The sequence below is a fragment of the Enterobacter sp. MGH85 genome (genome assembly GCF_001037655.1).
In the GTDB taxonomy this organism is placed as follows: Bacteria; Pseudomonadota; Gammaproteobacteria; order Enterobacterales; family Enterobacteriaceae; genus Enterobacter; species Enterobacter intestinihominis.
Map to the genome: position 1 here is coordinate 867108 of NZ_KQ089925.1, position 25664 is coordinate 892771.

25 protein-coding genes are annotated in these 25664 nt (G+C 55.3%); 11 read left to right on the plus strand and 14 right to left on the minus strand.

The window, feature by feature from the left end:
• Positions 1-192: 192 nt before the first annotated feature.
• The gene (yidA, locus tag SK51_RS04065; protein ID WP_048206603.1) at positions 193-1005 is read right to left on the minus strand and encodes a sugar-phosphatase; all 813 of its coding nucleotides are present in this window, start codon (positions 1003-1005) and stop codon (positions 193-195) included.
• Between the two features lie 113 nt (positions 1006-1118).
• The gene (locus tag SK51_RS04070; RefSeq protein ID WP_023305133.1) at positions 1119-2144 is read right to left on the minus strand and encodes a zinc-dependent alcohol dehydrogenase family protein; all 1026 of its coding nucleotides are present in this window, start codon (positions 2142-2144) and stop codon (positions 1119-1121) included.
• 110 nt (positions 2145-2254) lie between these two features.
• Between SK51_RS04070 and SK51_RS04075 the strand changes: the two genes are divergently transcribed.
• The gene (locus tag SK51_RS04075; RefSeq protein ID WP_023305132.1) at positions 2255-3193 is read left to right on the plus strand and encodes a LysR family transcriptional regulator; all 939 of its coding nucleotides are present in this window, start codon (positions 2255-2257) and stop codon (positions 3191-3193) included.
• Here the strand turns inward: SK51_RS04075 and SK51_RS04080 are convergent.
• From SK51_RS04080 to dnaA, 6 genes are all read right to left on the minus strand, one after another.
• Entirely contained in the window at positions 3190-3591 is a 402-nt protein-coding gene (locus SK51_RS04080) for a hypothetical protein (RefSeq protein WP_032670893.1), read from the minus strand. The two genes, SK51_RS04075 and SK51_RS04080, sit on opposite strands and share 4 nt — an antisense overlap.
• 2 nt (positions 3592-3593) lie before the next feature.
• Positions 3594-4298: a hypothetical protein gene (locus SK51_RS04085; protein WP_022646529.1), complete on the minus strand. Its 705-nt coding sequence runs from the start codon at positions 4296-4298 to the stop codon at positions 3594-3596.
• A 229-nt stretch (positions 4299-4527) separates the two neighbouring features.
• Entirely contained in the window at positions 4528-6939 is a 2412-nt protein-coding gene (gene gyrB / locus SK51_RS04090; protein ID WP_023305131.1) for a DNA topoisomerase (ATP-hydrolyzing) subunit B, read from the minus strand.
• A gap of 28 nt (positions 6940-6967) precedes the next feature.
• Complete coding sequence (gene recF / locus SK51_RS04095) at positions 6968-8041, minus strand: DNA replication/repair protein RecF (RefSeq protein ID WP_022646527.1); 1074 nt, start codon at positions 8039-8041, stop codon at positions 6968-6970.
• Complete coding sequence (gene dnaN / locus SK51_RS04100) at positions 8041-9141, minus strand: DNA polymerase III subunit beta (RefSeq protein WP_003861122.1); 1101 nt, start codon at positions 9139-9141, stop codon at positions 8041-8043. Before dnaN ends, recF begins: the two co-directional genes overlap by 1 nt.
• 4 nt (positions 9142-9145) lie before the next feature.
• Positions 9146-10540, minus strand: a complete 1395-nt coding sequence (gene dnaA, locus SK51_RS04105; protein ID WP_003861124.1) for a chromosomal replication initiator protein DnaA — start codon at positions 10538-10540, stop codon at positions 9146-9148.
• Positions 10541-11178: 638 nt separating this feature from the next.
• On the opposite strand from dnaA, the gene rpmH reads away from it, so the two are divergent.
• The 9 genes from rpmH to SK51_RS04145 all read left to right on the plus strand — a co-directional run bounded on the left by rpmH (position 11179) and on the right by SK51_RS04145 (position 18698).
• Positions 11179-11319 carry a 50S ribosomal protein L34 gene (gene rpmH / locus SK51_RS04110; protein ID WP_000831330.1) on the plus strand — a complete coding sequence of 47 codons (141 nt, stop codon included), beginning with the start codon at positions 11179-11181 and terminating at the stop codon, positions 11317-11319.
• Positions 11320-11335: 16 nt separating this feature from the next.
• Positions 11336-11695: a ribonuclease P protein component gene (rnpA, locus tag SK51_RS04115; RefSeq protein ID WP_006808764.1), complete on the plus strand. Its 360-nt coding sequence runs from the start codon at positions 11336-11338 to the stop codon at positions 11693-11695.
• On the plus strand, positions 11659-11916 hold the full coding sequence (gene yidD / locus SK51_RS23850) for a membrane protein insertion efficiency factor YidD (protein ID WP_001307474.1): 258 nt from the start codon (positions 11659-11661) through the stop codon (positions 11914-11916). Before rnpA ends, yidD begins: the two co-directional genes overlap by 37 nt.
• A 2-nt stretch (positions 11917-11918) precedes the next feature.
• On the plus strand, positions 11919-13562 hold the full coding sequence (gene yidC, locus SK51_RS04120; protein WP_023298949.1) for a membrane protein insertase YidC: 1644 nt from the start codon (positions 11919-11921) through the stop codon (positions 13560-13562).
• A 72-nt stretch (positions 13563-13634) separates the two neighbouring features.
• The gene (mnmE, locus tag SK51_RS04125) at positions 13635-14999 is read left to right on the plus strand and encodes a tRNA uridine-5-carboxymethylaminomethyl(34) synthesis GTPase MnmE (RefSeq protein WP_022649885.1); all 1365 of its coding nucleotides are present in this window, start codon (positions 13635-13637) and stop codon (positions 14997-14999) included.
• Positions 15000-15110: 111 nt separating this feature from the next.
• Positions 15111-16286, plus strand: coding sequence for an MFS transporter (locus SK51_RS04130; RefSeq protein ID WP_032670892.1), 1176 nt, complete (start codon positions 15111-15113; stop codon positions 16284-16286).
• On the plus strand, positions 16255-17226 hold the full coding sequence (yidZ, locus tag SK51_RS04135) for an HTH-type transcriptional regulator YidZ (RefSeq protein ID WP_022649883.1): 972 nt from the start codon (positions 16255-16257) through the stop codon (positions 17224-17226). The genes SK51_RS04130 and yidZ overlap by 32 nt, the downstream gene beginning before the upstream one ends.
• A 122-nt stretch (positions 17227-17348) precedes the next feature.
• Positions 17349-18095, plus strand: coding sequence for a 4'-phosphopantetheinyl transferase family protein (locus SK51_RS04140; protein WP_023298947.1), 747 nt, complete (start codon positions 17349-17351; stop codon positions 18093-18095).
• A 36-nt stretch (positions 18096-18131) separates the two neighbouring features.
• On the plus strand, positions 18132-18698 hold the full coding sequence (locus SK51_RS04145) for an NADPH-dependent FMN reductase (protein WP_023305129.1): 567 nt from the start codon (positions 18132-18134) through the stop codon (positions 18696-18698).
• 91 nt (positions 18699-18789) lie between these two features.
• Here the strand turns inward: SK51_RS04145 and adeP are convergent, their stop codons facing one another.
• Positions 18790-20127, minus strand: coding sequence for an adenine permease AdeP (gene adeP, locus SK51_RS04150; protein WP_139153867.1), 1338 nt, complete (start codon positions 20125-20127; stop codon positions 18790-18792).
• A 165-nt stretch (positions 20128-20292) separates the two neighbouring features.
• On the opposite strand from adeP, the gene yieH reads away from it, so the two are divergent.
• Positions 20293-20958, plus strand: coding sequence for a 6-phosphogluconate phosphatase (yieH, locus tag SK51_RS04155; protein WP_022649879.1), 666 nt, complete (start codon positions 20293-20295; stop codon positions 20956-20958).
• 85 nt (positions 20959-21043) lie between these two features.
• Here yieH and phoU read toward each other — a convergent pair whose 3' ends face one another.
• From phoU to pstS, 5 genes are all read right to left on the minus strand, one after another.
• Entirely contained in the window at positions 21044-21769 is a 726-nt protein-coding gene (phoU, locus tag SK51_RS04160; protein WP_003861153.1) for a phosphate signaling complex protein PhoU, read from the minus strand.
• Between the two features lie 26 nt (positions 21770-21795).
• Positions 21796-22569, minus strand: coding sequence for a phosphate ABC transporter ATP-binding protein PstB (pstB, locus tag SK51_RS04165; protein WP_003861154.1), 774 nt, complete (start codon positions 22567-22569; stop codon positions 21796-21798).
• Between the two features lie 47 nt (positions 22570-22616).
• Positions 22617-23507, minus strand: a complete 891-nt coding sequence (gene pstA / locus SK51_RS04170; protein WP_022649878.1) for a phosphate ABC transporter permease PstA — start codon at positions 23505-23507, stop codon at positions 22617-22619.
• Entirely contained in the window at positions 23507-24466 is a 960-nt protein-coding gene (gene pstC, locus SK51_RS04175) for a phosphate ABC transporter permease PstC (RefSeq protein ID WP_022649877.1), read from the minus strand. The genes pstA and pstC overlap by 1 nt, the downstream gene beginning before the upstream one ends.
• A 127-nt stretch (positions 24467-24593) precedes the next feature.
• On the minus strand, positions 24594-25634 hold the full coding sequence (gene pstS / locus SK51_RS04180; protein WP_048206604.1) for a phosphate ABC transporter substrate-binding protein PstS: 1041 nt from the start codon (positions 25632-25634) through the stop codon (positions 24594-24596).
• Between the last annotated feature and the right edge of the window lie 30 nt (positions 25635-25664).

The window sequence follows — 25664 nt, forward strand, 5'->3', positions numbered from 1 at the left end:
TTTACCGCGACCGCTGAATTTCGCCTCACTTTTGCAGTACAAACGTGAGTCCTTTCGCCATTGCCGTGGTGACAATGTAGTACAATCAGTTAATCTTGTACTACAATCCAGATCACAAAAAGAACAATTCGATAAATTCAGCGCTAAAAAAAGCCCCGGTTGATAACCGAGGCTGATGATTACAGACAGCTGTTAGGACAGGACAAATTTCTCAATCGCATAAGCCACGCCGTCTTCCAGGTTAGATTTGGTGACGAAGTTCGCCACTTCTTTCACCGACGGGATCGCGTTATCCATCGCCACGCCCATGCCTGCATATTCGATCATCGCAATATCGTTTTCCTGGTCGCCCAGCGCCATGATCTCCTCAGGCTTGATGCCCAGCGCATCGGCAAGCGATTTGACGCCCGTGCCTTTATTGACGCGTTTATCAAGGATTTCGAGGAAGTACGGCGCACTTTTCAGCACGGTGTATTTCTCTTTTACCTCAGCCGGAATGCGTGAGATGGCTTTGTCGAGAACCGCAGGTTCATCAATCATCATCACTTTCAGGAACTGGGTTGCCGGGTCCATGTTTTCCGCTTCGCAGTACACCAGTGGAATGGTTGCAACGTAGGACTCGTGCACCGTGTAGTAGCTGATATCGCGGTTGGCGGTGTAAAGCGTATTGCGATCGAGCGCGTGGAAGTGAGAGCCCACTTCGCGGGAGAGTTTTTCCAGGAAACGGTAGTCATCATAGCTCAGTGCAGTTTGCGCCACCGTGCTGCCATCTGCTGCCTTTTGCACCAGAGCGCCGTTATAGGTGATGCAGTAATCGCCAGGCTGATTCATGTGCAGCTCTTTCAGGTAGCTGTGCACCCCGGCATACGGGCGTCCGGTGGTGAGCACCACGTTCACGCCTTTTTCGCGTGCGGCGGCGATCGCATTTTTAACGGCAGGAGAGATAGTGTGGTCTGGCAGCAGCAGCGTGCCGTCCATATCGATTGCAATGAGTTTGATAGCCATGAGGTCCCCGGGATAAATGAGTGCTATTTCATGCTAACGCGATTAAGCACACAAAAATAGAGCTACCTTGCGTAACAAAAAGCCCCTTTTATATTTATCCCGGGAACAAGAACTCACTCGCGGGTGAGAACGATTTTGCCAAACGCACCGCGATCCAGATGCTCAAGCGCCTGTTCCAGTTCGTCAAAACGATAGCGATGTTCAATCACCGGTTTTAACTCCGTGACATCAACAGCACGGACAAAATCTTCCAGCGCCCGGCGGTGTCCAACCCCAATTCCCTGAATGACGGGGGATTTCAGCAGCAGCTCGCCAGCAGGCAGGGAAATGTCCGTTCCGGCCAGCACGCCAATAACGGAGATACGCCCGTGAACGGCTACCGCGCGAAGGGAATGTCTCAGGTTCTCCCCACCCACGGTTTCGATAATATGGTCGATGCCGCGATCCTGCGTCAGTGCCAGCGTATTTTCAGCCCAGTCGCCTTTCAGTCGGTTGATGCCCTGGCTGGCTCCCAGCTTTTTGGCCAGAGCCAGTTTTTCATCACTCCCCGACGTAACAATAACTTCTGCGCCGTGCGCTTTTGCTATCTGCAAAGCGAATAGCGACACACCGCCCGTGCCTTGTACCAGCACCGATTGCCCGGCGCGTAAATGACCGCGCTCCACCAGCGCGAACCATGCGGTAAGCCCCGCGCAAGGAAGCGTGCTGGCCTCAGCGTCATCCAGGCTTTCCGGGGACGCCACCAGCGCGTTTTCACTCACAATCACATATTCGGCCAGCATGCCCTGGAAGTATCCACCGGACGTTTTATAGGGCAAATTGCGCGCGTCTGCCTGCGGCTTGCCGTCGATCCATTCCGGGAAGAAAGTTGAGATGACGCGTGCGCCGGGTTTGAAACGCGTAACGCCTTCGCCAATGCTGTCCACCACGCCTGCCATGTCAGATGCTGGGGTAAACGGGAAGGAAAGCGGAATCGGCATCGTGCCTTCAATCACCATTTTATCCCGGTAGTTGAGCGCAACGGCACTCACCCGCACGCGGATCTCACCCGGGCCGGGCTGTGGCACAGGCACCTGAACAAGCTGAAGGCTCTCGCGCCCAAGGGCGTTCATTGACCAGCGCTGCATTGTTTCTGTCATTTTTTCTCTCCTGCCATCAAATAAGCTTTAGGATTGACAGTCTACCGTTGACGCCTGGTCGCCAGTGGCGATAAGTTTTCCCATAATTGATGACGCAGCGGATACAATCCATGACCGATACGCTGAAGGATATACCTGTATTTGTGGCCGCCGTTGAGGCGGGAAGTTTTGCGCAGGCCGCCGTCCGTCTGCATTTGTCGCGCTCGGCGGTAGGAAAAAGCATTGCTCGTCTTGAAGAGCGGCTGGGCGTACGTCTTTTCCAGCGTACCACCCGCAGCCAGAGGCTGACCGACAACGGCGCTCTGTTTTATGAACGCTGCCTTCGCGCGCTGGAGGAGATTCGGGGCGCGGAGTCGCTGCTTGAAACAGGGAAGCAGCAGGTCAGCGGCCGCCTGCGCGTCGCCATGCCGGTTCTGTTTGGTCGCCAGTGCGTCGCGCCACTGCTGATAGAACTGACGCAGGAACATCCTGGGCTTGAGCTTGAAATGTCATTCAGCGACCGCGTGGTGGATCTGGTAGAGGAAGGCTTTGATATGGCGGTACGTAACGGCACGCTGCAGGACAGCAGCCTGCTGGTCGCCAGAAGGCTGGGCGAGCATCGCATGGTGCTGTGTGCCGCCCCGGATTACCTGATGAAGAACGGCCAGCCAGAAAACGTTGCTGATTTACCCCACCACACTGCCATTAACTATCTGCGATCAGGCAGAGTGCTGCCCTGGCAGCTAATGGATAGCGAAGGGAGATCGCACACCTTTACTCCCCGCTCATCGCTCAATATGGATGATTTACAGGCAATCTGCGACGCTGCGCTGGCCGGACACGGCCTTGCGTGGTTGCCCTGCTGGATGGCCCGCAGAGAAATACATCAGGGAAAACTCATCCCGCTTTTAAAGCAGGCACCGGACGTGCGCTTCGACGTTCATGCAGTCTGGCAGCAGACGCCGCATCTGCCGCTGAGGGTTAGAATTGCTGTCGATACGCTTGCCAGCCGTTTACCGTCAGTGCTGTCGCTGGACTTTCCTGCAAGCCGCGTCGAAGGTGCAAGTTAACGTTCTGATTCAAAAAGGCAAACTTGCCTGCCAGGCGAAACCCTGCTGATAACAGTGAAGTACACATCCCGATGACGTTCTGACGTCCATAGCTCCCCGACGGGGGCCTTTCTGGCAAAGGCGTAGCCACGCGAAACAAGATATTGTTTAAGTACAGCGGCATCAGATACCCCGCTAAAGCACACGCCAGCGGTCTCTGGCTGTCCATTTGCAGCAGAGTGGCTGAAGGTATAATCCGGTGACAGGCGTGGTGCCTGCTTAATCGATTCTGGGGTGTAAAGATGATAGCGAACCTTATCTGATTCACGATATGTCATCTCAGGCTCATATGCCAAAAAGAGGTATGCTAACGTGACAATCCCGATGGCCAACCCTGAAAATATGGCTAACTTTTTCATGCTCAACGTCGTCCTGAGTGGGTAAAGAAGGAATGATATGTGCCGTTATCGTTAAGAATACGAACAATGTCTGAGCTGAAGTTATCAAACGGCGTTACCCACCTCATAAAGCGGGGAAGCGGGCCTTTATAGGGTTCATGCCGGATATTAAGGTCATCAGGGTCGGGAAAAATCAATGGAAGAAAACCCCGGTTCTTGAAATTACCGATCGGTCCGTAATGATCCCAGCGGCGTAGTGCGCTTTCACGACTGACAGGCCGCAACTGAGCCCGGTAATCCGAAGGAATCAGCGCCCTGTAAAAACCGAGCAGATCCGACACCAGGTCTTCTCCGCTGAACCCGCTATCGGTGTACCAACTGAAAAAAGCGCGGGACTGGTAATTTTCAAAATTTCTCGCGGTATCCATCATCATAGCCAGGGCAATGCTGTTAATTTCTGACATCGAGCGCCCACGTTTTATTTCCCAGCGAACAAACTTACCCGTTCCGGCCAGTCCTTTCCCGATATTCATTCTCTGATTGTATGCAATCGTGTAATAAGGTCTGCCACTGGCTTCGCCGCTGCTGAAATCAGCCAGAAGCAGGGAAATATCTTCGCCCCTGGCATGCCCCAGGTCGATCCAACCGAGGACCTCACTGTAGACGAGGCCGCTGCGGGTCGTTACCTGCCATTCATCGGCCCCGATAATATCGCTCCTGCTGCTCATACGGTTTATTCCTTTTTCCGTACCGATTTCAACTTTAACAGACCACCATACTCTTTATCGGGGTATATACTCCTGGGCGAGGATCACATCAATGAGATCGACTTCGTTTTATTGATATTCAAATATAAGTAAAAAAAAGAGAGTGACATGATGTCACTCTCTTTTTTGTTATTAGCCGACTGCATTCTTTATGAGACATCATTTGGAATGAGCCCCACAAAAACAACCGTTAAATATCGATATTCGCCGCTTTCAGGGCGTTCTCTTCGATGAAGGCGCGACGTGGTTCAACCGCGTCACCCATCAGGGTAGTGAACAGCTGATCCGCTGCGATTGCGTCTTTAACGGTGACGCGCAGCATGCGACGGCTTTCCGGATCCATGGTGGTTTCCCACAGCTGATCCGGGTTCATTTCGCCCAGGCCTTTATAACGCTGAATAGAGAGGCCACGACGGGACTCTTTCACCAGCCACTCCAGCGCCTGTTCGAAGCTGGCTACCGGCTGACGACGCTCGCCACGTTCGATGAACGCGTCGTCTTCGATCAGACCACGCAGCTTCTCGCCGAGGGTGCAGATACGGCGGTATTCCGGACCGGTAACAAACTCGTGCTCCAGCGGGTAGTCGGTATCGACGCCGTGGGTACGCACGCGAACAATCGGCTCGAACTGTTGCTCAGCGTTCTGCTGAACGTCAAACTTCCACTGGCTGCCGTGCTGCTCTTTCTCGTTCAGCTCGCTCACCAGGGTGTTCACCCAGCGGGTGACGGTCTGCTCGTTGCTCAGATCGGCTTCGGTCAGGGTCGGCTGATAAATCAGCTCTTTCAGCAGCGCTTTCGGATAGCGACGCTCCATACGGCCAATCATTTTCTGCGTGGCGTTGAACTCGGAGACCAGACGCTCCAGCGGTTCACCGGCCAGCGCTGGCGCGCTGGAGTTTGCGTGCAGGGTCGCACCATCAAGGGCGATCGCGATTTGGTACTGATCCATCGCCTCGTCATCTTTAATGTACTGTTCCTGCTTGCCTTTCTTCACTTTATACAGCGGCGGCTGGGCAATGTAGACGTGGCCGCGCTCAACGATTTCCGGCATCTGACGATAGAAGAAGGTCAACAGCAGCGTACGAATGTGCGAGCCGTCGACGTCCGCATCGGTCATGATGATGATGCTGTGATAGCGCAGTTTGTCCGGGTTGTACTCGTCGCGACCGATGCCGCAGCCGAGCGCGGTGATGAGCGTCGCCACTTCCTGAGAAGAGAGCATCTTGTCGAAGCGCGCTTTCTCAACGTTAAGGATTTTACCCTTCAGCGGCAGAATCGCCTGGTTCTTGCGGTTACGGCCCTGCTTTGCAGAACCGCCCGCGGAGTCCCCTTCCACGAGGTACAGTTCAGACAGCGCCGGATCGCGTTCCTGGCAGTCAGCCAGTTTGCCCGGCAGGCCTGCCAGGTCCAGCGCGCCTTTACGGCGGGTCATTTCACGGGCTTTACGCGCCGCTTCACGGGCACGCGCCGCATCGATAATTTTACCCACCACGATTTTCGCGTCGGACGGGTTTTCCAGCAGGTATTCGCTCAGCAGTTCGTTCATCTGCTGTTCAACCGCCGATTTCACCTCAGAAGAGACCAGCTTGTCTTTGGTCTGTGAGGAGAATTTCGGATCCGGCACCTTCACGGAGACCACGGCAATCAGGCCTTCACGGGCATCGTCACCGGTGGCACTGACTTTCGCTTTTTTGCTGTAGCCTTCTTTGTCCATGTAGGCGTTCAGAGTACGGGTCATCGCCGCGCGGAAGCCCGCAAGGTGAGTACCGCCGTCGCGCTGTGGAATGTTGTTGGTAAAGCAGTAGATGTTTTCCTGGAAACCATCGTTCCACTGCAGTGCCACTTCCACGCCGATACCGTCTTTTTCAGTAGAGAAGTAGAAGATATTCGGGTGAATTGGCGTTTTGTTCTTGTTCAGATACTCAACGAACGCCTTGATACCGCCTTCGTAGTGGAAGTGGTCTTCTTTGTTGTCGCGTTTGTCGCGCAGTCGAATCGACACGCCGGAGTTCAGGAACGACAGTTCACGCAGGCGTTTCGCCAGGATCTCGTACTCGAATTCGGTGACGTTGGTGAAGGTTTCAAGGCTCGGCCAGAAACGCACCATGGTACCGGTTTTGTCGGTATCACCGGTAACGGCCAGCGGTGCCTGCGGCACACCATGGGTGTAAATCTGGCGGTGAATTTTGCCTTCGCGCTGGATAACCAGCTCCAGCTTCTGCGACAGGGCGTTTACTACGGATACGCCTACGCCGTGCAGACCGCCGGAAACTTTATAGGAGTTATCATCGAACTTACCGCCTGCGTGCAGAACGGTCATGATCACTTCCGCAGCAGATACGCCCTCTTCCGGGTGAATACCGGTTGGGATGCCACGACCATCATCGGTAACGGACACGGAGTTGTCCGCATGGATCGTGACCACGATGTCTTTACAGTGACCCGCGAGCGCTTCGTCGATAGCGTTATCTACCACCTCGAATACCATGTGGTGCAGACCGGTGCCGTCATCCGTGTCGCCGATATACATACCCGGGCGCTTACGCACCGCATCCAGTCCTTTCAGGACTTTGATACTGGAGGAGTCATAAGAATTCGACATCAACGTTTCTCGCTCATTTCAACTTGGGTTAATCCGTTATTTTACCCTTTTCCACGGTAAACATCTTCGAATTTTCGTCCGACATGTCCATAACGTGTTCAGCGCTAATGGCGCTGACGAAAACCTGCGACTGCGTGGCTTTTAAGCGGCTGGCAAGTAGCCCGCGCCGCGCGTCGTCAAGTTCCGAGGCAAAATCATCTATCAGGTACAGGCAGCGTCGCCCACTTTCGCGGGTGAGGAACTCCCCCTGCGCCAGGCGTAGCGCGCACATCAGGAGCTTCAGCTGCCCGCGCGACAGCGTGTCTTCCACCGGCGCACCGTCGGCACGAATGCGGAAATCCGCCTTGTGCGGGCCGTGCGCGGTGTAGGTCAACATGCGATCGCGCTCGAAGCTTCTCTCTAACACCTCGGCATAATCCGTCTCTTTTTCCCAGCCACGCTGGAAAGAGAAGGTGAGAGAGAACTCGGGTAAAAACTGTTTGCAGGTATCGGCCATGTCTTCGGCGATACCTGCGCTGTATTCGGCACGCCAGCGGCTGATTTGTTCCGCAAGAGGAATTAATTCCATGTCCCACGGACGCAGCTGGGCGTAGCGCGTGACCTGGCGCAATGCGGCGTTACGCTGTTTAAGCAGACGCTTCAGATTGCTCCAGGCGTTAAAGAAACCGGCTTCATTGTGAAAGCATCCCCAGTCGAGGAACGCTCTTCTGTATTTGGGGCCGCCGTTGAGTAAAGTAAACCCCTCCGGCGTAATCAGCTGCATCGGCATCAGCAGTGCCAGCTCCGCCACCTTGTGGCCGTCGGTGCCGTCGATGCGCACCTTGCTGTCGCCCTGCTTGTCTTTGGTCAGGCCGATGGCGGTTTCCCGCTCGGCACCCTGCAAGCGCCCATGCAGCACAAACGCATCCTGCTCGTGGCGAATCACGCGACCAATCTGCAAACTGCGAAACGCCCGGCCATGACCGAGCGTATAGATGGCTTCCAGCACGCTGGTTTTGCCGCTGCCGTTCGCGCCAACCAGGAAATTAAAGCCAGGGGATAAAGCGAGATCCGCGCTCTCGATGTTGCGAAAGTCGCGGATCAACAGACGGGTGAGCGACATTACAGTCTCATTGGCATGACAACATAAGCAGCCGACTGTGATGCGGCATCTTCAATCTGTACGCTCGAAACGGAGTCAGTCAGCAGGATGCGAACGTTCTCGCATTTCAGTGCATTCAGCACATCCAGCACATAGCTGACGTTGAAGCCGATTTCCATCTCAGCCCCGGCGTAGGTGACGTCCAGAATCTCTTCTGCCTCTTCCTGCTCCGGGTTGTTGGCGGTGATTTTGATCTGGTTTTCACTCACGTACAGACGTACGCCGCGGAATTTCTCGTTGGAGAGAATAGCGGCGCGCGCGAACGCCTGCTTGAGGATGTCGCAACCTGCCTCCAGCGTTTTGTCCGGGTTCTTCGGCAATACGCGGCGATAATCCGGGAAACGTCCGTCTACCAGCTTCGATGTGAAGACAAAATCGCCCACGTGGGCACGAATATTGTTGCTACCGATCTGCACGCGCAGCGGGGTGTCGCCGCCGTCGAGCATACGCATCAGTTCAATTACGCCTTTACGCGGTACGATCACCGAATGGTTTGGCAGTGAATCGCCAATCGGCATGGAACAGACCGCCAGACGGTGACCGTCTGTAGCCACGGTACGCAGCTCTTCACCTTCGGTTTCGAACAGCATGCCGTTTAAGTAGTAACGAACGTCCTGATGCGCCATGGAGAACTGCGTGGCTTCAATCAGACGCTTCATCGTCGCCTGCGGCAGGGTAAATTCAACTTCGCTCTGCCAGTCATCCAGGTTCGGGAAGTCCGCAGCGGGCAGCGTGGAGAGGGAGAAACGGCTGCGGCCAGAGCGCACCAGCATGCGGTCGCCCTCCAGCTGCACGGCGATTTCAGCGCCTTCCGGCAACCCACGGCAAATATCAAAGAATTTACGTGCCGGAACCGTGGTCGCGCCCGCGTCGTGCGGCTGAGTCAGCGTAACGCGCGCGATCATTTCCATTTCCAGATCTGTGCCGGTCAGCGACAGCGTACCGTCAGCGACCTGAAGCAGCAGGTTTCCAAGAATAGGCAGCGTAGGGCGGCCGCCTAATGGGCCACTCACCTGTTGCAGCGGTTTTAATAAATGTTCACGTTCAACGGTAAATTTCATAGCGTCACGATGATAATGTTCTGATTAAATTGGAAAAATCTTCTTTTATGTCGTGGCTTTCTTCGCGTAACTGCTCAATCTTGCGACAGGCGTGCAGCACGGTCGTATGGTCACGGCCACCAAACGCATCACCGATTTCCGGCAGGCTGTGGTTGGTGAGCTCTTTTGCCAGCGCCATCGCCATCTGACGCGGACGCGCCACCGAGCGGGAACGACGTTTAGACAGTAAATCTGCCACTTTGATCTTGTAGTACTCAGCCACCGTCTTCTGAATATTGTCGATGGTGACCAGTTTTTCCTGCAATGCCAACAAATCGCGCAGCGCTTCACGCACAAAATCGATGGTGATCGCACGACCGGTAAAATTGGCGTTGGCGATAACGCGGTTCAGTGCCCCTTCCAGCTCACGAACGTTGGAACGCAGGCGCTTGGCAATAAAGAACGCCACTTCACCCGGCAGGCGAATGTCGTTCTCGTCGGCTTTTTTCATCAGGATCGCGACGCGGGTTTCCAGCTCCGGCGGCTCGATCGCCACGGTCAGGCCCCAGCCGAAGCGGGATTTGAGACGATCTTCAACGCCGTTGATCTCTTTTGGATAACGATCCGAGGTCAAAATGATCTGCTGATTGCCTTCCAGCAGGGCGTTAAAGGTGTGGAAAAACTCTTCCTGCGATCGTTCTTTATTGGCAAAGAACTGGATGTCATCGATCAGCAGCGCATCAACGGAACGGTAGTAGCGTTTAAACTCTTCGATCGCATTGTTTTGCAGGGCTTTTACCATGTCCTGAACGAAGCGTTCGGAGTGCATATACACTACTTTGGCATTGGGCTTACGCGCCATAATGCCGTTGCCCACCGCATGCAGCAGGTGCGTTTTACCGAGACCCGTGCCGCCATAAAGGAACAGCGGGTTGTAAGCACCACCGGGATTATCGGCAACCTGGCGGGCCGCCGCGCGCGCCAGCTGGTTCGACTTACCTTCAACGAAGTTATCGAACGTGTGTTTCACGTTAACATTAGAGCGGTAGGTAGGCTCAGCGGGGGCTGGAACGTTATCCCAGCCCTGACGAGCCGGTGCAACGCGAGGCGCTGGAGCGGGCGCCGCCTGTGCAGGGGCTGCCACATTGACAACTTCACGAACGGTTTGGGTGACCGGCTTTGTGCCCACTTCAAAACGCAGCTGTGGGGCATCTGACCCGCAGAAATCGTTCAGCAGTCCATTGATGTTATTAAGGTATTTATCCCTTACCCAATCGAGCACGAAACGGTTTGGCGCGTACAAAGCCAGCGTGTTATCGCTCAGTTCCGCCTGCAATGGGCGGATCCACATACTGAATTCTGTGGCTGGTAACTCATCCTGCAATCGGGCAAGACACTGCTGCCAAAGCGAAAGTGACACGGCGGACTCCACTCGAACAATAAAAGAAAACTATTGAATATTCATGATTGTTGGCGCACATCGACATGACCCCATCAGGGTGATGTGCGAACCGCTATCTGCGGTTATACACGCTATCGTTGATAGAGCCTGAACGATGTTGTGTTTATGTCCGGCCAGGATCGCTGGATCCCGATCAGGACCGCGGATCATAGCCTAAACTGAGCCAGAGATCTTCTGTTTCTCACAGATTCTTCCCGATTTATCCACAGGAAGATCCGGAATCGGGTAAGTGTAAACGATCCTGACGCGAGTGCCTCGCGATTTAGGCCGCATATTGGAAAATTTAATGAGCACAGACAATTTTGGGCTTAAATGATCTAACGAAGATCCAGGAGGATCCTTGCGCTTTGTTGGCGAGCCCGTATAATCCTCGACCCGGCGCGTGATGCTCATCTTCCTGCGTCGTTCGTTGCTCATTTTCCACGCGAAATCGTGCGGAAATACGCAGGGATTTAAGGAAAGAGAATTGACTCCGGAGTGTACAATTATTACAATCCGGCCTCTTTAATCACCCACGCTGAGGCGTTAGTCGTTCGAATCTCGTTCGGGTATACGCAAAAGTCAGTGAATTTATTCAAGTTTAGGTAGAAATCGCCATGAAACGCACTTTTCAACCGTCTGTACTGAAGCGCAACCGTTCTCACGGCTTCCGTGCTCGTATGGCTACTAAAAATGGTCGTCAGGTTCTGGCACGTCGTCGTGCTAAAGGCCGCGCTCGTCTGACCGTTTCCAAGTAATAAAGCTAACCCCTGAGTGGTTAAGCTCGCATTTCCCAGGGAGTTACGTTTGTTAACTCCCACTCATTTCACTTTCGTCTTCCAGCAGCCACTACGGGCTGGCACGCCGCAAATCACCATCCTCGGCCGCCAAAATTCGCTGGGGCATCCCCGCATCGGTCTCACAGTCGCCAAGAAAAACGTTAAGCGTGCGCATGAACGCAACCGGATTAAACGTCTGACGCGTGAAAGCTTCCGTTTACGTCAGCACGAACTGCCTTCAATGGATTTCGTGGTGGTGGCTAAAAAAGGGGTTGCCGACCTCGATAACCGTGCTCTCTCGGAAGCGTTGGAAAAATTATGGCGCCGCCACTGTCGCCTGGCTCGCGGGTCCTGATAGCCCTCATTCGGGTCTATCAACGCCTGATTAGTCCGCTACTCGGGCCACATTGCCGTTTCACGCCAACATGCTCAAGCTACGGAATTGAGGCATTGCGCAGGTTTGGAGTGATAAAAGGCAGTTGGTTGACGGTGAAACGCGTATTAAAATGCCACCCTTTACACCCAGGTGGAGACGACCCCGTCCCTCCAGGACCTTTTGATACCAGAGAACACTAACGATGGATTCGCAACGCAATCTTCTTATCATCGCTTTGTTGTTCGTGTCTTTCATGATCTGGCAGGCATGGGAGCAGGATAAAAATCCTCAACCCCAGCAGCAGACCACGCAGACCACGACCACCGCAGCGGGTAGCGCCGCCGACCAGGGCGTACCGGCCAGTGGCCAGGGGAAACAGATTACGGTTAAGACCGATGTGCTTGAGCTGACTATCAACACCCGTGGTGGTGATGTTGAGCAGGCGCTGCTGTTGACCTACCCGAAAGAGCTGAAGTCTACCGAACCGTTCCAGTTACTGGAAACCACGCCTGAGTTTATCTACCAGGCACAGAGCGGCCTGACCGGTCGTGATGGCCCGGATAACCCGGCGAACGGTGCGCGTCCACTGTATAACGTCGAGAATGACACCTTTGTGCTGGCTGATGGTCAGAACGAACTGGTTATTCCGATGACCTACACCGACGCGGCAGGCAACACCTTCACCAAAACCTTCACCCTGAAACGCGGTGAATATGCGGTGAACGTGGGCTACAGCGTACAGAACACCGGTGCGAAACCGCTGGAAATCTCTACCTTTGGTCAGCTGAAGCAGTCCATCAATCTGCCGTCTCACCGTGACACCGGAAGCAGCAACTTTGCGCTGCATACCTTCCGTGGCGCGGCCTACTCCACGCCAGATACCAAGTACGAGAAATACAAATTCGACACCATTGCCGATAACGAAAACCTGAACGTCAGCTCTAAAGGCGGTTGGGTCGCAATGCTGCAACAGTATTTCGCGACGGCGTGGGTACCGAATAACGACGGTACGAACAACTTCTACACCGCGAACCTCGGCAACGGTATTGCAGCCATCGGCTACAAATCTCAGCCGGTTCTGGTGCAGCCGGGTCAAACCGGTAAGCTGGCAAGCACCCTGTGGGTCGGCCCGGAAATCCAGGACAAAATGGCTGCCGTTGCGCCGCACCTGGATCTGACCGTTGATTACGGTTGGTTGTGGTTCATCTCTCAGCCGCTGTTTAAGCTGCTGAAGTTCATCCACAGCTTCCTGGGTAACTGGGGCTTCTCCATCATCGTTATCACCTTTATCGTTCGTGGCATCATGTACCCGCTGACTAAAGCGCAGTACACCTCCATGGCGAAGATGCGTATGCTACAGCCGAAGATTCAGGCTATGCGTGAGCGTCTGGGCGATGACAAACAGCGTCAGAGCCAGGAGATGATGGCCCTGTATAAAGCAGAGAAAGTGAACCCACTGGGTGGTTGCTTCCCGCTGCTGATTCAGATGCCAATCTTCCTTGCGCTGTACTACATGCTGATGGGTTCCGTTGAGCTGCGCCACGCGCCGTTCGCCCTGTGGATCCATGACCTGTCCGCACAGGACCCGTACTACATCCTGCCGATCCTGATGGGCGTGACGATGTTCTTCATCCAGAAGATGTCTCCGACCACCGTGACTGACCCGATGCAGCAGAAGATCATGACCTTTATGCCGGTCATCTTCACCGTGTTCTTCCTGTGGTTCCCGTCAGGTCTGGTGCTGTACTATATCGTCAGCAACCTGGTGACCATCATCCAGCAGCAGCTGATTTACCGTGGTCTGGAAAAACGTGGCCTGCATAGCCGCGAAAAGAAAAAGTCCTGATTCGGTAACTTAACGCTAAAATAAGGGCGGTCGATTGACCGCCTTTTTTATTTGTATTGAACGAGAGCAACCATGAGCCATAACGACACTATCGTCGCCCAGGCAACCCCACCGGGACGCGGTGGTGTAGGCATTCTGCGCATCTCCGGCCTGAAGGCGCGTGAGGTGGCCGAAGCGGTGCTGGGTAAACTGCCAAAGCCGCGCTACGCTGATTATCTGCCATTTAAAGATGCCGACGGCACCTCGCTGGACCAGGGCATTGCGCTGTGGTTCCCCGGCCCAAACTCTTTTACTGGCGAAGACGTGCTGGAGCTTCAGGGTCACGGCGGCCCGGTGATCCTCGACCTGCTGTTAAAACGTATTCTGACCCTGCCTGGCCTGCGCATTGCGAAGCCGGGTGAGTTCTCCGAGCGTGCCTTCCTGAACGATAAGCTCGACCTGGCCCAGGCCGAAGCGATTGCCGACCTGATCGACGCCAGTTCCGAACAGGCAGCCCGCTCCGCGCTGAACTCGTTGCAGGGGGCATTTTCCGCACGCGTGAATCACCTTGTGGAAGCACTTACTCACCTGCGAATCTATGTTGAAGCGGCTATCGACTTCCCGGACGAGGAGATTGACTTCCTTTCTGACGGCAAAATCGAAGCCCAGCTCAACCAGGTGATGAACGATCTGGATGCCGTTCGCGCCGAAGCGCGCCAGGGCAGCCTGCTGCGTGAGGGCATGAAGGTGGTGATTGCTGGTCGCCCCAACGCCGGGAAATCAAGCCTGCTGAACGCCCTGGCGGGCCGTGAAGCGGCGATCGTGACCGACATAGCCGGTACCACCCGCGATGTTCTGCGCGAGCATATCCATATCGACGGCATGCCGCTGCACATCATCGATACCGCTGGCCTGCGCGATGCGAGCGATGAAGTCGAGCGTATCGGTATCGAACGCGCCTGGCAGGAGATCGAGCAGGCCGACCGCGTGCTGTTTATGGTGGACGGCACCACGACCGACGCCGTTGACCCGGCTGAAATCTGGCCAGACTTTATCGCCCGTCTCCCGGCCAAACTGCCGATCACCGTGGTGCGCAATAAGGCCGACGTTACCGGCGAAACGCTGGGCATCAGCGATGTGAATGGTCACTCACTTATTCGTCTGTCGGCCCGTACCGGGGAAGGCGTGGAAGCCCTGCGTAACCACCTCAAACAGAGCATGGGTTTTGACACCAGTATGGAGGGCGGCTTCCTGGCGCGTCGTCGTCACTTGCAGGCGCTGGAAGAGGCGGCTCGCCACCTTGAGCAGGGCAAAGCCCAGCTGATCGGCGCTTGGGCCGGCGAGCTGCTGGCGGAGGAACTGCGTCTGGCGCAGCAGAACCTGAGCGAGATCACCGGGGAGTTTACGTCAGACGATCTGCTTGGACGAATTTTCTCAAGCTTCTGTATTGGTAAGTAATCCCCGATAGAACATGGTGGTTTCCTCCAGGGAAATCACCATTGTCCCAATGGCAACTCGCTTAATCCCCCCATGCCCCCTATCCTGCTTGCCTGCATCTATGGGGGATTTATGGCTCGTTTTCTGTTTTGTAGTTTTGCATTAGTTCTGCTGTATCCGTCCGGCATTGATATGTATCTGGTGGGGCTACCGCATATTGCACGCGATCTGGGTGCCAGCGAGGCGCAACTGCACATCGCGTTTTCGGCCTACCTTGCGGGGATGGCATCCTCAATGGTGTTTGCGGGAAAAATCGCGGATAAGGCCGGGCGTCAGCCCGTCGCCATTACCGGTGCGATCGTCTTCGCGCTGGCATCTATACTCTGCTCTGTCGCGCAGGGAAGTCCCCTGTTCCTGACCGGACGTTTTATCCAGGGCATTGGCGCGGGCGGCTGTTACGTGGTGGCGTTTGCTATTCTGCGCGATACCTTGAGCGCCCAGCGCCGCGCCAGGGTGCTGTCGATGCTGAACGGCATTACCTGCATCATCCCGGTGCTGGCACCGGTTGTAGGCTACCTGATCATGCTGAAATTTCCATGGCAGAGCCTTTTCTGGACTATGGCCACAATGGGCGCCATCGTCTTTATACTGTCCGTGACGGTGTTGAAAGAGACCCATCCCGGTTCGCAGCAGACGCACCACGCTGCTACCATTCATCCGGCTGAAAAGCTTCTGAATCGCTTTTTCCTGAGCCGCCTGGCCATCATCACGCTCAGCGTGGCGGTGATCCTCACCTATGTAAACGTTTCCCCGGTGTTACTGATGGAGACGATAGGCTTCGATCGCGGTGAGTATTCGACGGTGATGGCGCTCAATGCGATGGTCAGCATGGCGGTTTCATTCTCGATGCCCTTTGCGCTCAATATCTTCCGCCAGCGCACGCTGATGCTCGCTTCACAGACGCTGTTTCTCGCCGCAGGCGTAATTCTGGCGACCGCCACCTCACATGCGCTGATGCTGGTGGGTATGACCCTGATCTGCGCCGGATTCTCCGGCGGCTTCGGCGTGGCGATGAGTCAGGCGCTTGGCCCGTTCTCACTGCGGGCAGGCGTGGCAAGCTCGGTGCTGGGCATTGCGCAGGTATGCGGTTCGTCGCTGTGGATTTGGCTGGCGGCGGTGATCGGCCTTAACGCGCTGAATATGCTGATCGGGGTTCTGATTGGCTGTAGCATACTCTGCATTACCTTACTTATGGTCATCCAGCCCGCGGCGCACTATGAAGAAGCCCATCAGCAGTCTCGATCTTAATCTTTTACTTTGCCTACAGTTGTTGTTGCAGGAGCGCAGCGTCACCAAAGCCGCGAAGCGAATGAACGTGACGCCGTCCGCAGTGAGTAAATCGCTGGCGAAGCTGCGCGACTGGTTCGACGATCCGCTGTTTGTGAAAACGCCTTTAGGGCTACTGCCCACGCCGCTAACGGTGAGTCTGGAACAGGATCTGGCCGACTGGATGCAGATTGGCAATCAGATCGTCGATAAATTCCACCATAGCTCTCCAGGCGGGCTCAAGTTTGTGCTCGCCGCCGAAACGCCGCTGATGCTGATTCGCTTCAACACCCTGCTGGAGCAGGTGAATGAGCGCTACCCACAGGCGACGGTGAAGTTGCGCCAGTGGGATTATGATTCGCTGGACGCTATTACACGCGGGGAGGTCGATCTCGGTTTTACCGGCCGCGAAACGCACCCGCGCTCCCGCGAGCTGCTAAAGCTGATGCCGTGGTTTATTGACTACGAAATCCTGTTCAGCGACCGTCCGTGCGTCTATCTGCGAGAAGATCATCCGGCACTTCACGAAGCGTGGAACCTTGAGACGTTTCTGCGCTACCCGCATATCAGCATCTTCTGGGAGCGCAGCGATACCTGGGCGCTTGATGAAGTGCTAAAAGAGATGGGCCGGGAGCGCAACGTCGCCATGAGCCTGCCCGGCTTTGAACAGTCGATGTTTATGGCGGCTCAGCCGGACCACAACTACATTGCCACTGCGCCCTACTACTGCCATCACTACAATCAACTCCACCAGCGTAATCTGGTCTGCCTTCCCATTCCCATCGATGAGGCGCAGGCAGAAAAGCTGACCGTACCCTTCACGCTAATCTGGCATAAGCGGAACAGCCATAATCCGAAAATTATCTGGCTGCGCGAAACTATAAAAGCCCTGTATACCGCGCCAGGTCAGGTTTTTGCCTAAGATAATGTAAAGTTCGGTCCTCAGGCTTCTCTTATTTCTATTTACTGATTAAAACAGAAGCTGAGTTAAGCGATAATCATGTAACCGTTTAACCGACTACGACCATTATCAGGGAGCGAAAAATGGCTACGCACTTTGCACGAGGAACATTAACGGAAGGGCATCTCGTATCGGCCAGAATTTCTTCAGCCTGTCACAGTGAGGCGCTCAAACTACCTGAACACCGCAGGACGCGGTTTTTAGCTTCCAGAGCGCTCCTCGCAGAACTGCTTTTTATGCTGTACGGCACCAGCGAATTACCGGACATACTCACCCAGCCAGAAGGTCGCCCGGTTTTTGCGGACCCGGCACTCCCCCATTTTTCCATTGCGTATACCGGCAACATTGTTGGCGTCGCGCTGACGACTGAAGGTGATTGCGGCCTGGATATGGAGCTGCAACGCGTCACGCGCAGCTTCCATGGTGCTAACGCGCTCGATGAATACCCGCTCTCCAGCAATGAAAAGCTGTGGATACGTAACCAGAACGATCCCGTTGAAGCCAGAGCGCAGCTTATCACCCTTCGCCAGAGCATCCGTAAACTGAGCGGCGCGGCATCAGACGACGCCAGCCTGTTGCAGCTGCTTCCCGGCTCCGGACGCCTGCGTGCCGCGAAAGCCTCGCTGGTAGAGGCGCTCAGCGACGCTGAGGACGTACTGATCTGGTCCGTTGCGGTGAGCCCCGCCATCGAACGGCTGAAAATCTGGGAGTTTGACAGTATTCGCGGTTGGCGTAGTCTTCCGGATGTACCTGAGCGCGCCAACGAGCCCGCCGCGCGCCTGATGCGATTAACCAGTTTACCGGCAGAAAAAGCATACACCCATAGCTGATCCGTCCAGGGTCATCATGATGAAACAGGAGTAATCATGTCTGATACGTTGAAAGTTGTTACGTTACTGGGAAGCCTGCGCAAAAGTTCGTTTAACGGGATGGTAGCGCGCACGCTGCCACAGCTGGCGCCTGCGGGAATGGAGATCAGCGCCCTGCCGTCTATTGGCGACATCCCGCTTTATGATGCTGACGTTCAGCAGGAAGAAGGGTTCCCGCACAGCGTGGAGGCGATAGCCGAGCAGATCCGTCAGGCTGATGGTGTAGTGATTGTAACGCCAGAATATAACTACTCGGTTCCGGGGGGTCTGAAGAACGCGATTGACTGGTTATCCCGTTTACCGGAGCAGCCGCTGTCAGGCAAACCGGTGCTGATCCAGACCAGCTCAATGGGCGCCATCGGCGGTGCGCGCTGCCAGTATCACCTGCGACAGATCCTGGTGTTCCTGGATGCGATGGTGATGAACAAGCCGGAATTTATGGGCGGCGTGATTCAGAACAAAGTCGACCCGCAGACGGGTGAAGTGGTGGATCAGAGTACGCGTGATCATCTCTCTGGTCAGTTGACTGCGTTTGGGGATTATATTAAGCGGGTTAAAAGCTGATAAAAAAGCCCGGTGGCGCTAGCGCTTACCGGGCCTACACTCGTCAGTAGGTCAGGTAAGCGAAGCGCCACCTGACACCACAAACCGCACCTTAGTGCGCGTCAATAAACACAATCTTGAGCACAAACAGCAGCGCCACAATCATCACGCACGGGCTGAGTTCGCGGAAACGGCCGGTACCGATCTTCATCACACAGTACGAGATAAAGCCCAGCGCGATACCTTCGGTGATCGAGAAGCTGAACGGCATCATCACCGCGGTAATAAACGCCGGAACGGCTTCCGTCAGATCATCCCACTTCACGCGCGCCAGGCTCGAGGTCATCAGCACGCCGACGTAGATCAGCGCGCCAGCTGCCGCGTACGGTGGCACCATCCCCGCCAGCGGAGAGAGGAAGATCACCAGCAGGAACAGCAGACCCACGACTACCGCCGTCAGGCCAGTACGGCCGCCCACGGACACGCCGGAAGAGGATTCAATGTAAGCGGTAACAGACGAGGTGCCGATGAAAGAACCCGCAACGGACGAGATGCTATCCACATACAGCGCCTGCTTCATGCGCGGGAATTTGCCTTTCTCGTCCGCCAGACCCGCTTTGTCCGTCACGCCAATCAGCGTACCGGAGGAGTCAAACAGGTTGACCAGCATGAAGGAGAAAATCACTCCGGCCAGACCCAGGTTCAGCGAGCCCGCCAGATCAACGTGACCAATCACGGTAGAAACGCTCGGTGGCGCAGAGACAATACCGCTGTAATGCACGTCACCCAGCATCCAGCCCAGCAGCGTGGTCACGATGATAGAGACCAGCACCGCAGCGTGGATGTTACGCGACGCCAGGATCGCGATAATAAAGAAGCCCAGCACGCCCAGCAGCACGCTGTGAGAGGTCAGGTTACCAATGCTCACCAGCGTTTCCGGGTTCGCCACGATTACGCCAGCGTTTTTCAGCCCCATCATGCCGATAAACAGACCGATACCGCTGGTGATGCCCACGCGCAGGCTCACGGGAATGTTCGCAATCATCCAGTAGCGCACACGGAAGATGGTCAGCAGCAGCAGGCCGACCGCGCCCCAGAAAATAGCGCCCATCCCGACCTGCCACGGCAGGCCCATCGCCTGAACCACCACGAACGCAAAGAACGCATTCAGACCCATTGCCGGGGCCAGCGCCACGGGCAGATTAGCGAAAACGCCCATCAGGATGCTGCCAAGGGCCGCGATCAGACAGGTGGTAACAAAGACGGCGCTGGTGTCCATGCCAGCCACGCCCAGAATTTGCGGGTTAACGAAAACGATATAGACCATCGTCAGGAAGGTAGTAAAACCGGCGATCACTTCGGTGCGTGCCGTTGTGCCGTGCTCGCGCAGTTTGAACACGCGCTCAAGCAGCCCCTGACCAGATGTCTGGGTAGTGTGTTGTTGACTCATCATCAATTTCCGAACAAGGAGGGAAAATTCGTCGCTATCCTATACCAAAATGCGACAATAGTGGCGGTTACGGGATACTTTTTTCATTGATTTTGCTTATACGGCAACGATTGCGTCTCGTTAAACTGTCGTACGTAAACGTTAAACTTGTTAAAAGGGAAAGGCATGTCCGGAATTGAAGCGGTATTTTTCGACTGTGACGGTACGCTGGTCGACAGTGAGGTCATTTGTTCCCGCGCGTATGTCGCCATGTTCCAGGAATTTGGCATTACGCTCGATCTCGAAGAGGTGTTTAAACGCTTTAAGGGCGTGAAGCTGTACGAGATCATCGACATCATTAACGAAGAGCACGGGGTGGATCTGGCGAAAGCGGATCTGGAACCGGTGTACCGCGCCGAGGTCGCACGCCTCTTCGACGCCGAGCTGGAAGTTATCGCCGGCGCTAACGCGCTGCTGGATGCGATGACGGTGCCGATCTGCGTGGTCTCTAACGGCCCGGTCAGCAAAATGCAGCACTCACTCGGCAAGCTGGACATGTTGCACCACTTCCCGGAAAAACTGTTCAGCGGCTACGATATCCAGCGCTGGAAGCCGGATCCGGCATTGATGTTCCACGCGGCGAAGGCGATGAACGTCAACGTGGAGAACTGCATCCTGGTGGATGACTCGTCTGCGGGCGCGCAGTCGGGGATTGATGCGGGGATGGAGGTGTTTTACTTCTGCGCCGATCCGCACAACAAGCCGATCGATCATCCAAAAGTGACGACCTTTACAGACCTGGCGCAGCTGCCGGAACTGTGGAAGGCGCGCGGGTGGGATATTACTCGCTGAAAAAACAAAGCCGGATGGCGCTAACGCTTATCCGGCCTACAAGGATTGTAGGGCGGGTAAGCGATAGCGCCACCCGCCACACATATCACTCTTTCGGATCTTTACCCGCCAGCAGCTTGTCCAGCTCGTCGCCGCCCACGTGACGGAAATCCTGTCCCTTCACGAAGTAGAAGATGTATTCGCAAATGTTCTGGCAGCGGTCGCCAATACGCTCAATTGAGCGCGCGCAGAACAGCGCGGTCAGCACGCTTGGAATGGTACGGGAATCTTCCATCATGTAGGTCATTAGCTGACGCACTATGCCTTCGTATTCCTGGTCAACTTTCTTATCTTCACGGTAGATACGGACCGCTTCGTCCAGATCCATGCGCGCGAAAGCGTCCAGCACATCGTGCAGCATCTGCACGGTGTGGCGACCCAGAGACTCCAGGCTCACCAGCAGCGGCTGGTGCTGCTGGGAGAATTTCTCCAGCGCTGTGCGGCAGATTTTATCCGCCACGTCACCAATACGCTCCAGCTCGGCGATAGTTTTGATGATCGCCATTACCAGACGCAGGTCGCTCGCGGTTGGCTGACGCTTGGCAATGATGCGCACGCACGCTTCGTCGATGGCGACTTCCATCATATTGACGTTGTGATCGCCTTCGATAACGCGCTTCGCCAGCTCGCTGTCCTGGTTGTGCATTGCCGTAATCGCATCAGAAAGCTGCTGCTCGACCATGCCGCCCATGGTCATCACCTGGGTGCGAATGCTTTCCAGCTCTGCGTTAAACTGGCCGGAAATGTGTTTATTAAGATTGAGGTTGTCCATGGTTTCTCCACATGCACTAAGGCAAATCAACCGTAGCGGCCAGTAATATAATCTTCGGTTTGTTTCTTCGCAGGACGGGTGAACAGCGCGTCCGTATCGCTGAACTCAATCAACTCGCCCAGGTACATAAACGCCGTGTGGTCAGAACAACGGGCTGCCTGCTGCATGTTGTGAGTGACGATCACCACGGTGTAATCCTGCTTCAGCTCGGTGATCAGCTCTTCGATACGCCCGGTTGAGATCGGGTCCAGGGCTGAGCACGGCTCATCCAGCAGCAAGACTTCCGGGCGAATGGCGATACCGCGCGCAATGCACAGACGCTGCTGCTGACCACCGGAGAGAGAGTACCCGCTCTGGTGAAGTTTATCTTTGGTTTCGTTCCATAATGCGGCCTTGGTCAATGCCCACTGCACGCGCTCGTCCATATCCGCACGGGAGAGCTTCTCAAACAGACGCACACCAAAGGCGATGTTGTCATAGATCGACATCGGGAACGGCGTGGGTTTCTGGAACACCATCCCCACTTTCGCACGCAGCAGGGCGATATCCTGGGTATTGGTCAGGATGTTGTCACCGTCCAGCAGAATTTCACCTTCTGCGCGCTGCTCCGGATAGAGCGAATACATTTTGTTAAAGGTGCGCAGCAGCGTGGATTTACCACAGCCAGACGGACCGATAAATGCCGTGACCTGGTTCTTCGCGATATCCAGGTTGATATTCTTCAGGGCATGGAATTTGCCGTAGTAGAAGTTCAAATCACGAACCTGAATCTTACCCGGGGCAGTATCAACCATACTCATTGACTCATTTCCTCATTCGGCGCCGCGATGTGCCGCGCCGTAAAAATTTAACCGTGTTTCTGCTTCGCGAAAATGACGCGCGCCAGAATGTTCAGCAACAGTACGCAAAGGGTGATGATCAGCACCCCGGCCCAGGCCAGCTGCTGCCATTCCGCGAATGGGCTCATCGCAAATTTAAAGATCGTCACCGGCAGGTTGGCGATCGGCTGCATCATGTCCGTACTCCAGAACTGGTTGGAGAGGGCGGTAAACAGCAGCGGTGCGGTTTCACCGGCGATACGGGCGATAGCCAGCAGGATACCGGTCATGATCCCCGAGACGGACGCTTTCAGGGTGATCGCCGAAATCATTTTCCATTTCGGCGTGCCCAGCGCGTAAGCCGCTTCACGCAGGCTGTCCGGCACCAGTTTCAGCATGTTTTCAGTGGTACGAATAACGATAGGCACCTGCAACAGCGCCAGCGCAATCACACCCGCCCAGCCGGAGAAGTGTTCCATTTGCGCCACCACGATGGTGTAAACAAACAGACCTACCACAATCGACGGGGCAGAAAGCAGAATGTCGTTAATAAAGCGGATGACTTCAGCGATCCAGGACTTGCGGCCATACTCCGCCAGATAGATACCCGCCATGATGCCCAACGGCGTACCGAAAACGGTCGCCCACAGGATCAGCAGGCCGCTGCCCGCCAGGGCGTTTGCCAGACCACCACCCGCCGTGTTTGGCGGCGGCGTCATCTCGGTGAACAGCGCCAGGGACATTCCATCAATACCACGGGTGATGGTGGACATCAGGATCCAGATCAGCCAGAACAGGCCAAACGCCATCGTGGCCATGGAAAGCGTCAGAGCAATGCGGTTTTTAATCCGGCGCTTTGACTGCATTTTACGACGAGATTCCGCAAGCTGAGCGGTGTTTTGCATGTCGAGAGTCGCCATTAGCGTGCCCCCTCGTTTTTAGCCAGACGCATAATCATCAGCTTGGAGATAGCCAGCACAATAAAGGTAATAACAAACAGGATCAGGCCTAGTTCCATCAGCGCTGCGACGTGCAGCCCGGATTCCGCTTCGGCAAATTCGTTCGCCAGCGCAGAGGTAATACTGTTCCCCGGCATGTAGAGCGACACGCTGTCGAGCTGGTAGGTGTTGCCGATGATAAAGGTCACCGCCATGGTTTCACCCAGCGCGCGGCCTAAGCCCAGCATGATGCCGCCGATCACCCCATTTTTGGTGAACGGAAGGACGATGCGCCAGATAACCTCCCAGGTGGTGCAGCCGATGCCGTAAGCCGACTCTTTCATCATCACCGGGGTTTGTTCGAAGACATCGCGCATGACCGCCGCAATGTACGGAATAATCATGATGGCGAGTATCACGCCAGCCGCCAGAATACCGATACCGAATGCCGGGCCAGAGAACAGGGCCCCCACAAACGGAACGGCGGAGAGAACATTACCCACCGGCTCCTGGAAGTACGTCGCAAACAGCGGAGCAAAGATAAACAGGCCCCACATGCCGTAAACGATACTTGGGATGGCCGCCAGCAGTTCAATGGCGATACCCAGCGGACGTCGCAGCCAGCCCGGCGCCAGCTCCGTCAGGAACAGGGCAATACCGAAGCTTACCGGCACCGCAATCAGCAGAGCGATAAAAGAGGTCACCAGCGTGCCGTAAATCGGCACCAGCGCACCGTAGATATCGTTCGGCGCATCCCACTCTTTGGTCCACAGGAAGGCGAAACCAAATTTTTGAATGCTCGGCCAGGAGGAGAAAATGAGGGACACGATAATGCCGCCCAGCAGCAATAGCACAATCAGCGCAGCCAGTTTCACCAGCGCGCTGAAAATCATGTCACCTTTTTTACCCGGAGGGTTAAATGCAGGCTTGGTTGCAGCCATAAATTACTCTTCTTTATGAGACGTCTTACGAATATGCCCGGTGGCGCTGGCGCTTACCGGGCCTACAGGATGAACCGTAGGGCGGGATCGCTGCGCGCCACCCGCCATTTTCGTCAAAAATATCCTGTTAGTACAGCGCTTTACCGCTGCTGTCTTTCACGTTGGTTTTCCATGCAGCACGGATCTGCTCAACCACGCTGTCTGGCAGGCTGGCGTAATCCAGGTCATTCGCCTGTTTGCCGCCGTTTTTGTATGCCCAGTCGAAGAACTTCAGCACTTCGGCACCCTGCTCAGGCTTCTTCTGCTCTTTGTGGACCAGAATGAAGGTGGTAGACGTGATAGGCCATGCATCGTCGCCTTTCTGGTTGGTCAGGTCCTGAGCGAAGGATTTGCTCCAGTCAGCGCCTTTTGCGGCGTTAGCGAAGTTCTCTTCGGTCGGGCTAACCGGTTTGCCGTCAGCAGAAACCAGTTTGGTGTAAGCCAGGTTGTTCTGTTTCGCGTAAGCGTACTCTACGTAGCCGATAGAGCCAGGCAGACGCTGTACGAAGGCAGCGATACCGTCGTTGCCTTTACCGCCCAGACCGGTTGGCCAGTTAACGGTAGAGCCGGAACCGACTTTAGATTTCCACTCTTCGTTCACTTTCGCCAGGTAGCTGGTGAACACGAAAGAGGTACCAGAGCCGTCAGCACGACGAACCACCGCGATATTCTGCGAAGGCAGCTTAACGCCCAGGTTCAGTTTGGTGATGGCTTCGTCATCCCATTTTTTGATTTTGCCCAGGTAGATATCACCCAGGGTTTTGCCGTCCAGCACCAGCTCGCCTGATTTCAGGCCAGGGATGTTAACAGCCAGCACAACGCCGCCGATCACGGTCGGGAACTGGAACAGGCCTTCCTGATTCAGTTTCTCATCAGACAGCGGAGCGTCGGATGCGCCGAAATCAACGGTATTCGCGGTAATTTGTTTTACGCCACCGGAGGAGCCGATACCCTGATAGTTGACCTTGTTACCGGTCTCTTTCTGGTAGGTATCCGCCCATTTGGCATACACCGGCGCAGGGAAGGTTGCACCAGCGCCAGTCAGGCTTGCTGCTGCGAAAGCAGAGAAAGCGCTCAGAGATAAGGTCGCGGCGACAACAGTTGCGACAGTGGTACGCATAACTTTCATAATGTCTCCTGCAAGGATTTCGTAAATCAT

Bases quoted from the DNA above. Each gene is read 5' to 3' on its own strand.
- yidA (WP_048206603.1), bottom strand. From the start codon at position 1,005: ATGGCTATCAAACTCATTGCAATCGATATGGACGGCACGCTGCTGCTG.
- SK51_RS04070 (WP_023305133.1), bottom strand. From the start codon at position 2,144: ATGACAGAAACAATGCAGCGCTGGTCAATGAACGCCCTTGGGCGCGAG.
- SK51_RS04075 (WP_023305132.1), top strand. From the start codon at position 2,255: ATGACCGATACGCTGAAGGATATACCTGTATTTGTGGCCGCCGTTGAG.
- SK51_RS04080 (WP_032670893.1), bottom strand. From the start codon at position 3,591: ATGAAAAAGTTAGCCATATTTTCAGGGTTGGCCATCGGGATTGTCACG.
- SK51_RS04085 (WP_022646529.1), bottom strand. From the start codon at position 4,298: ATGAGCAGCAGGAGCGATATTATCGGGGCCGATGAATGGCAGGTAACG.
- gyrB (WP_023305131.1), bottom strand. From the start codon at position 6,939: ATGTCGAATTCTTATGACTCCTCCAGTATCAAAGTCCTGAAAGGACTG.
- recF (WP_022646527.1), bottom strand. From the start codon at position 8,041: ATGTCGCTCACCCGTCTGTTGATCCGCGACTTTCGCAACATCGAGAGC.
- dnaN (WP_003861122.1), bottom strand. From the start codon at position 9,141: ATGAAATTTACCGTTGAACGTGAACATTTATTAAAACCGCTGCAACAG.
- rpmH (WP_000831330.1), top strand. From the start codon at position 11,179: ATGAAACGCACTTTTCAACCGTCTGTACTGAAGCGCAACCGTTCTCAC.
- yidD (WP_001307474.1), top strand. From the start codon at position 11,659: ATGGCGCCGCCACTGTCGCCTGGCTCGCGGGTCCTGATAGCCCTCATT.
- yidC (WP_023298949.1), top strand. From the start codon at position 11,919: ATGGATTCGCAACGCAATCTTCTTATCATCGCTTTGTTGTTCGTGTCT.
- mnmE (WP_022649885.1), top strand. From the start codon at position 13,635: ATGAGCCATAACGACACTATCGTCGCCCAGGCAACCCCACCGGGACGC.
- SK51_RS04130 (WP_032670892.1), top strand. From the start codon at position 15,111: ATGGCTCGTTTTCTGTTTTGTAGTTTTGCATTAGTTCTGCTGTATCCG.
- yidZ (WP_022649883.1), top strand. From the start codon at position 16,255: ATGAAGAAGCCCATCAGCAGTCTCGATCTTAATCTTTTACTTTGCCTA.
- SK51_RS04140 (WP_023298947.1), top strand. From the start codon at position 17,349: ATGGCTACGCACTTTGCACGAGGAACATTAACGGAAGGGCATCTCGTA.
- SK51_RS04145 (WP_023305129.1), top strand. From the start codon at position 18,132: ATGTCTGATACGTTGAAAGTTGTTACGTTACTGGGAAGCCTGCGCAAA.
- adeP (WP_139153867.1), bottom strand. From the start codon at position 20,127: ATGAGTCAACAACACACTACCCAGACATCTGGTCAGGGGCTGCTTGAG.
- yieH (WP_022649879.1), top strand. From the start codon at position 20,293: ATGTCCGGAATTGAAGCGGTATTTTTCGACTGTGACGGTACGCTGGTC.
- phoU (WP_003861153.1), bottom strand. From the start codon at position 21,769: ATGGACAACCTCAATCTTAATAAACACATTTCCGGCCAGTTTAACGCA.
- pstB (WP_003861154.1), bottom strand. From the start codon at position 22,569: ATGAGTATGGTTGATACTGCCCCGGGTAAGATTCAGGTTCGTGATTTG.
- pstA (WP_022649878.1), bottom strand. From the start codon at position 23,507: ATGGCGACTCTCGACATGCAAAACACCGCTCAGCTTGCGGAATCTCGT.
- pstC (WP_022649877.1), bottom strand. From the start codon at position 24,466: ATGGCTGCAACCAAGCCTGCATTTAACCCTCCGGGTAAAAAAGGTGAC.
- pstS (WP_048206604.1), bottom strand. From the start codon at position 25,634: ATGAAAGTTATGCGTACCACTGTCGCAACTGTTGTCGCCGCGACCTTA.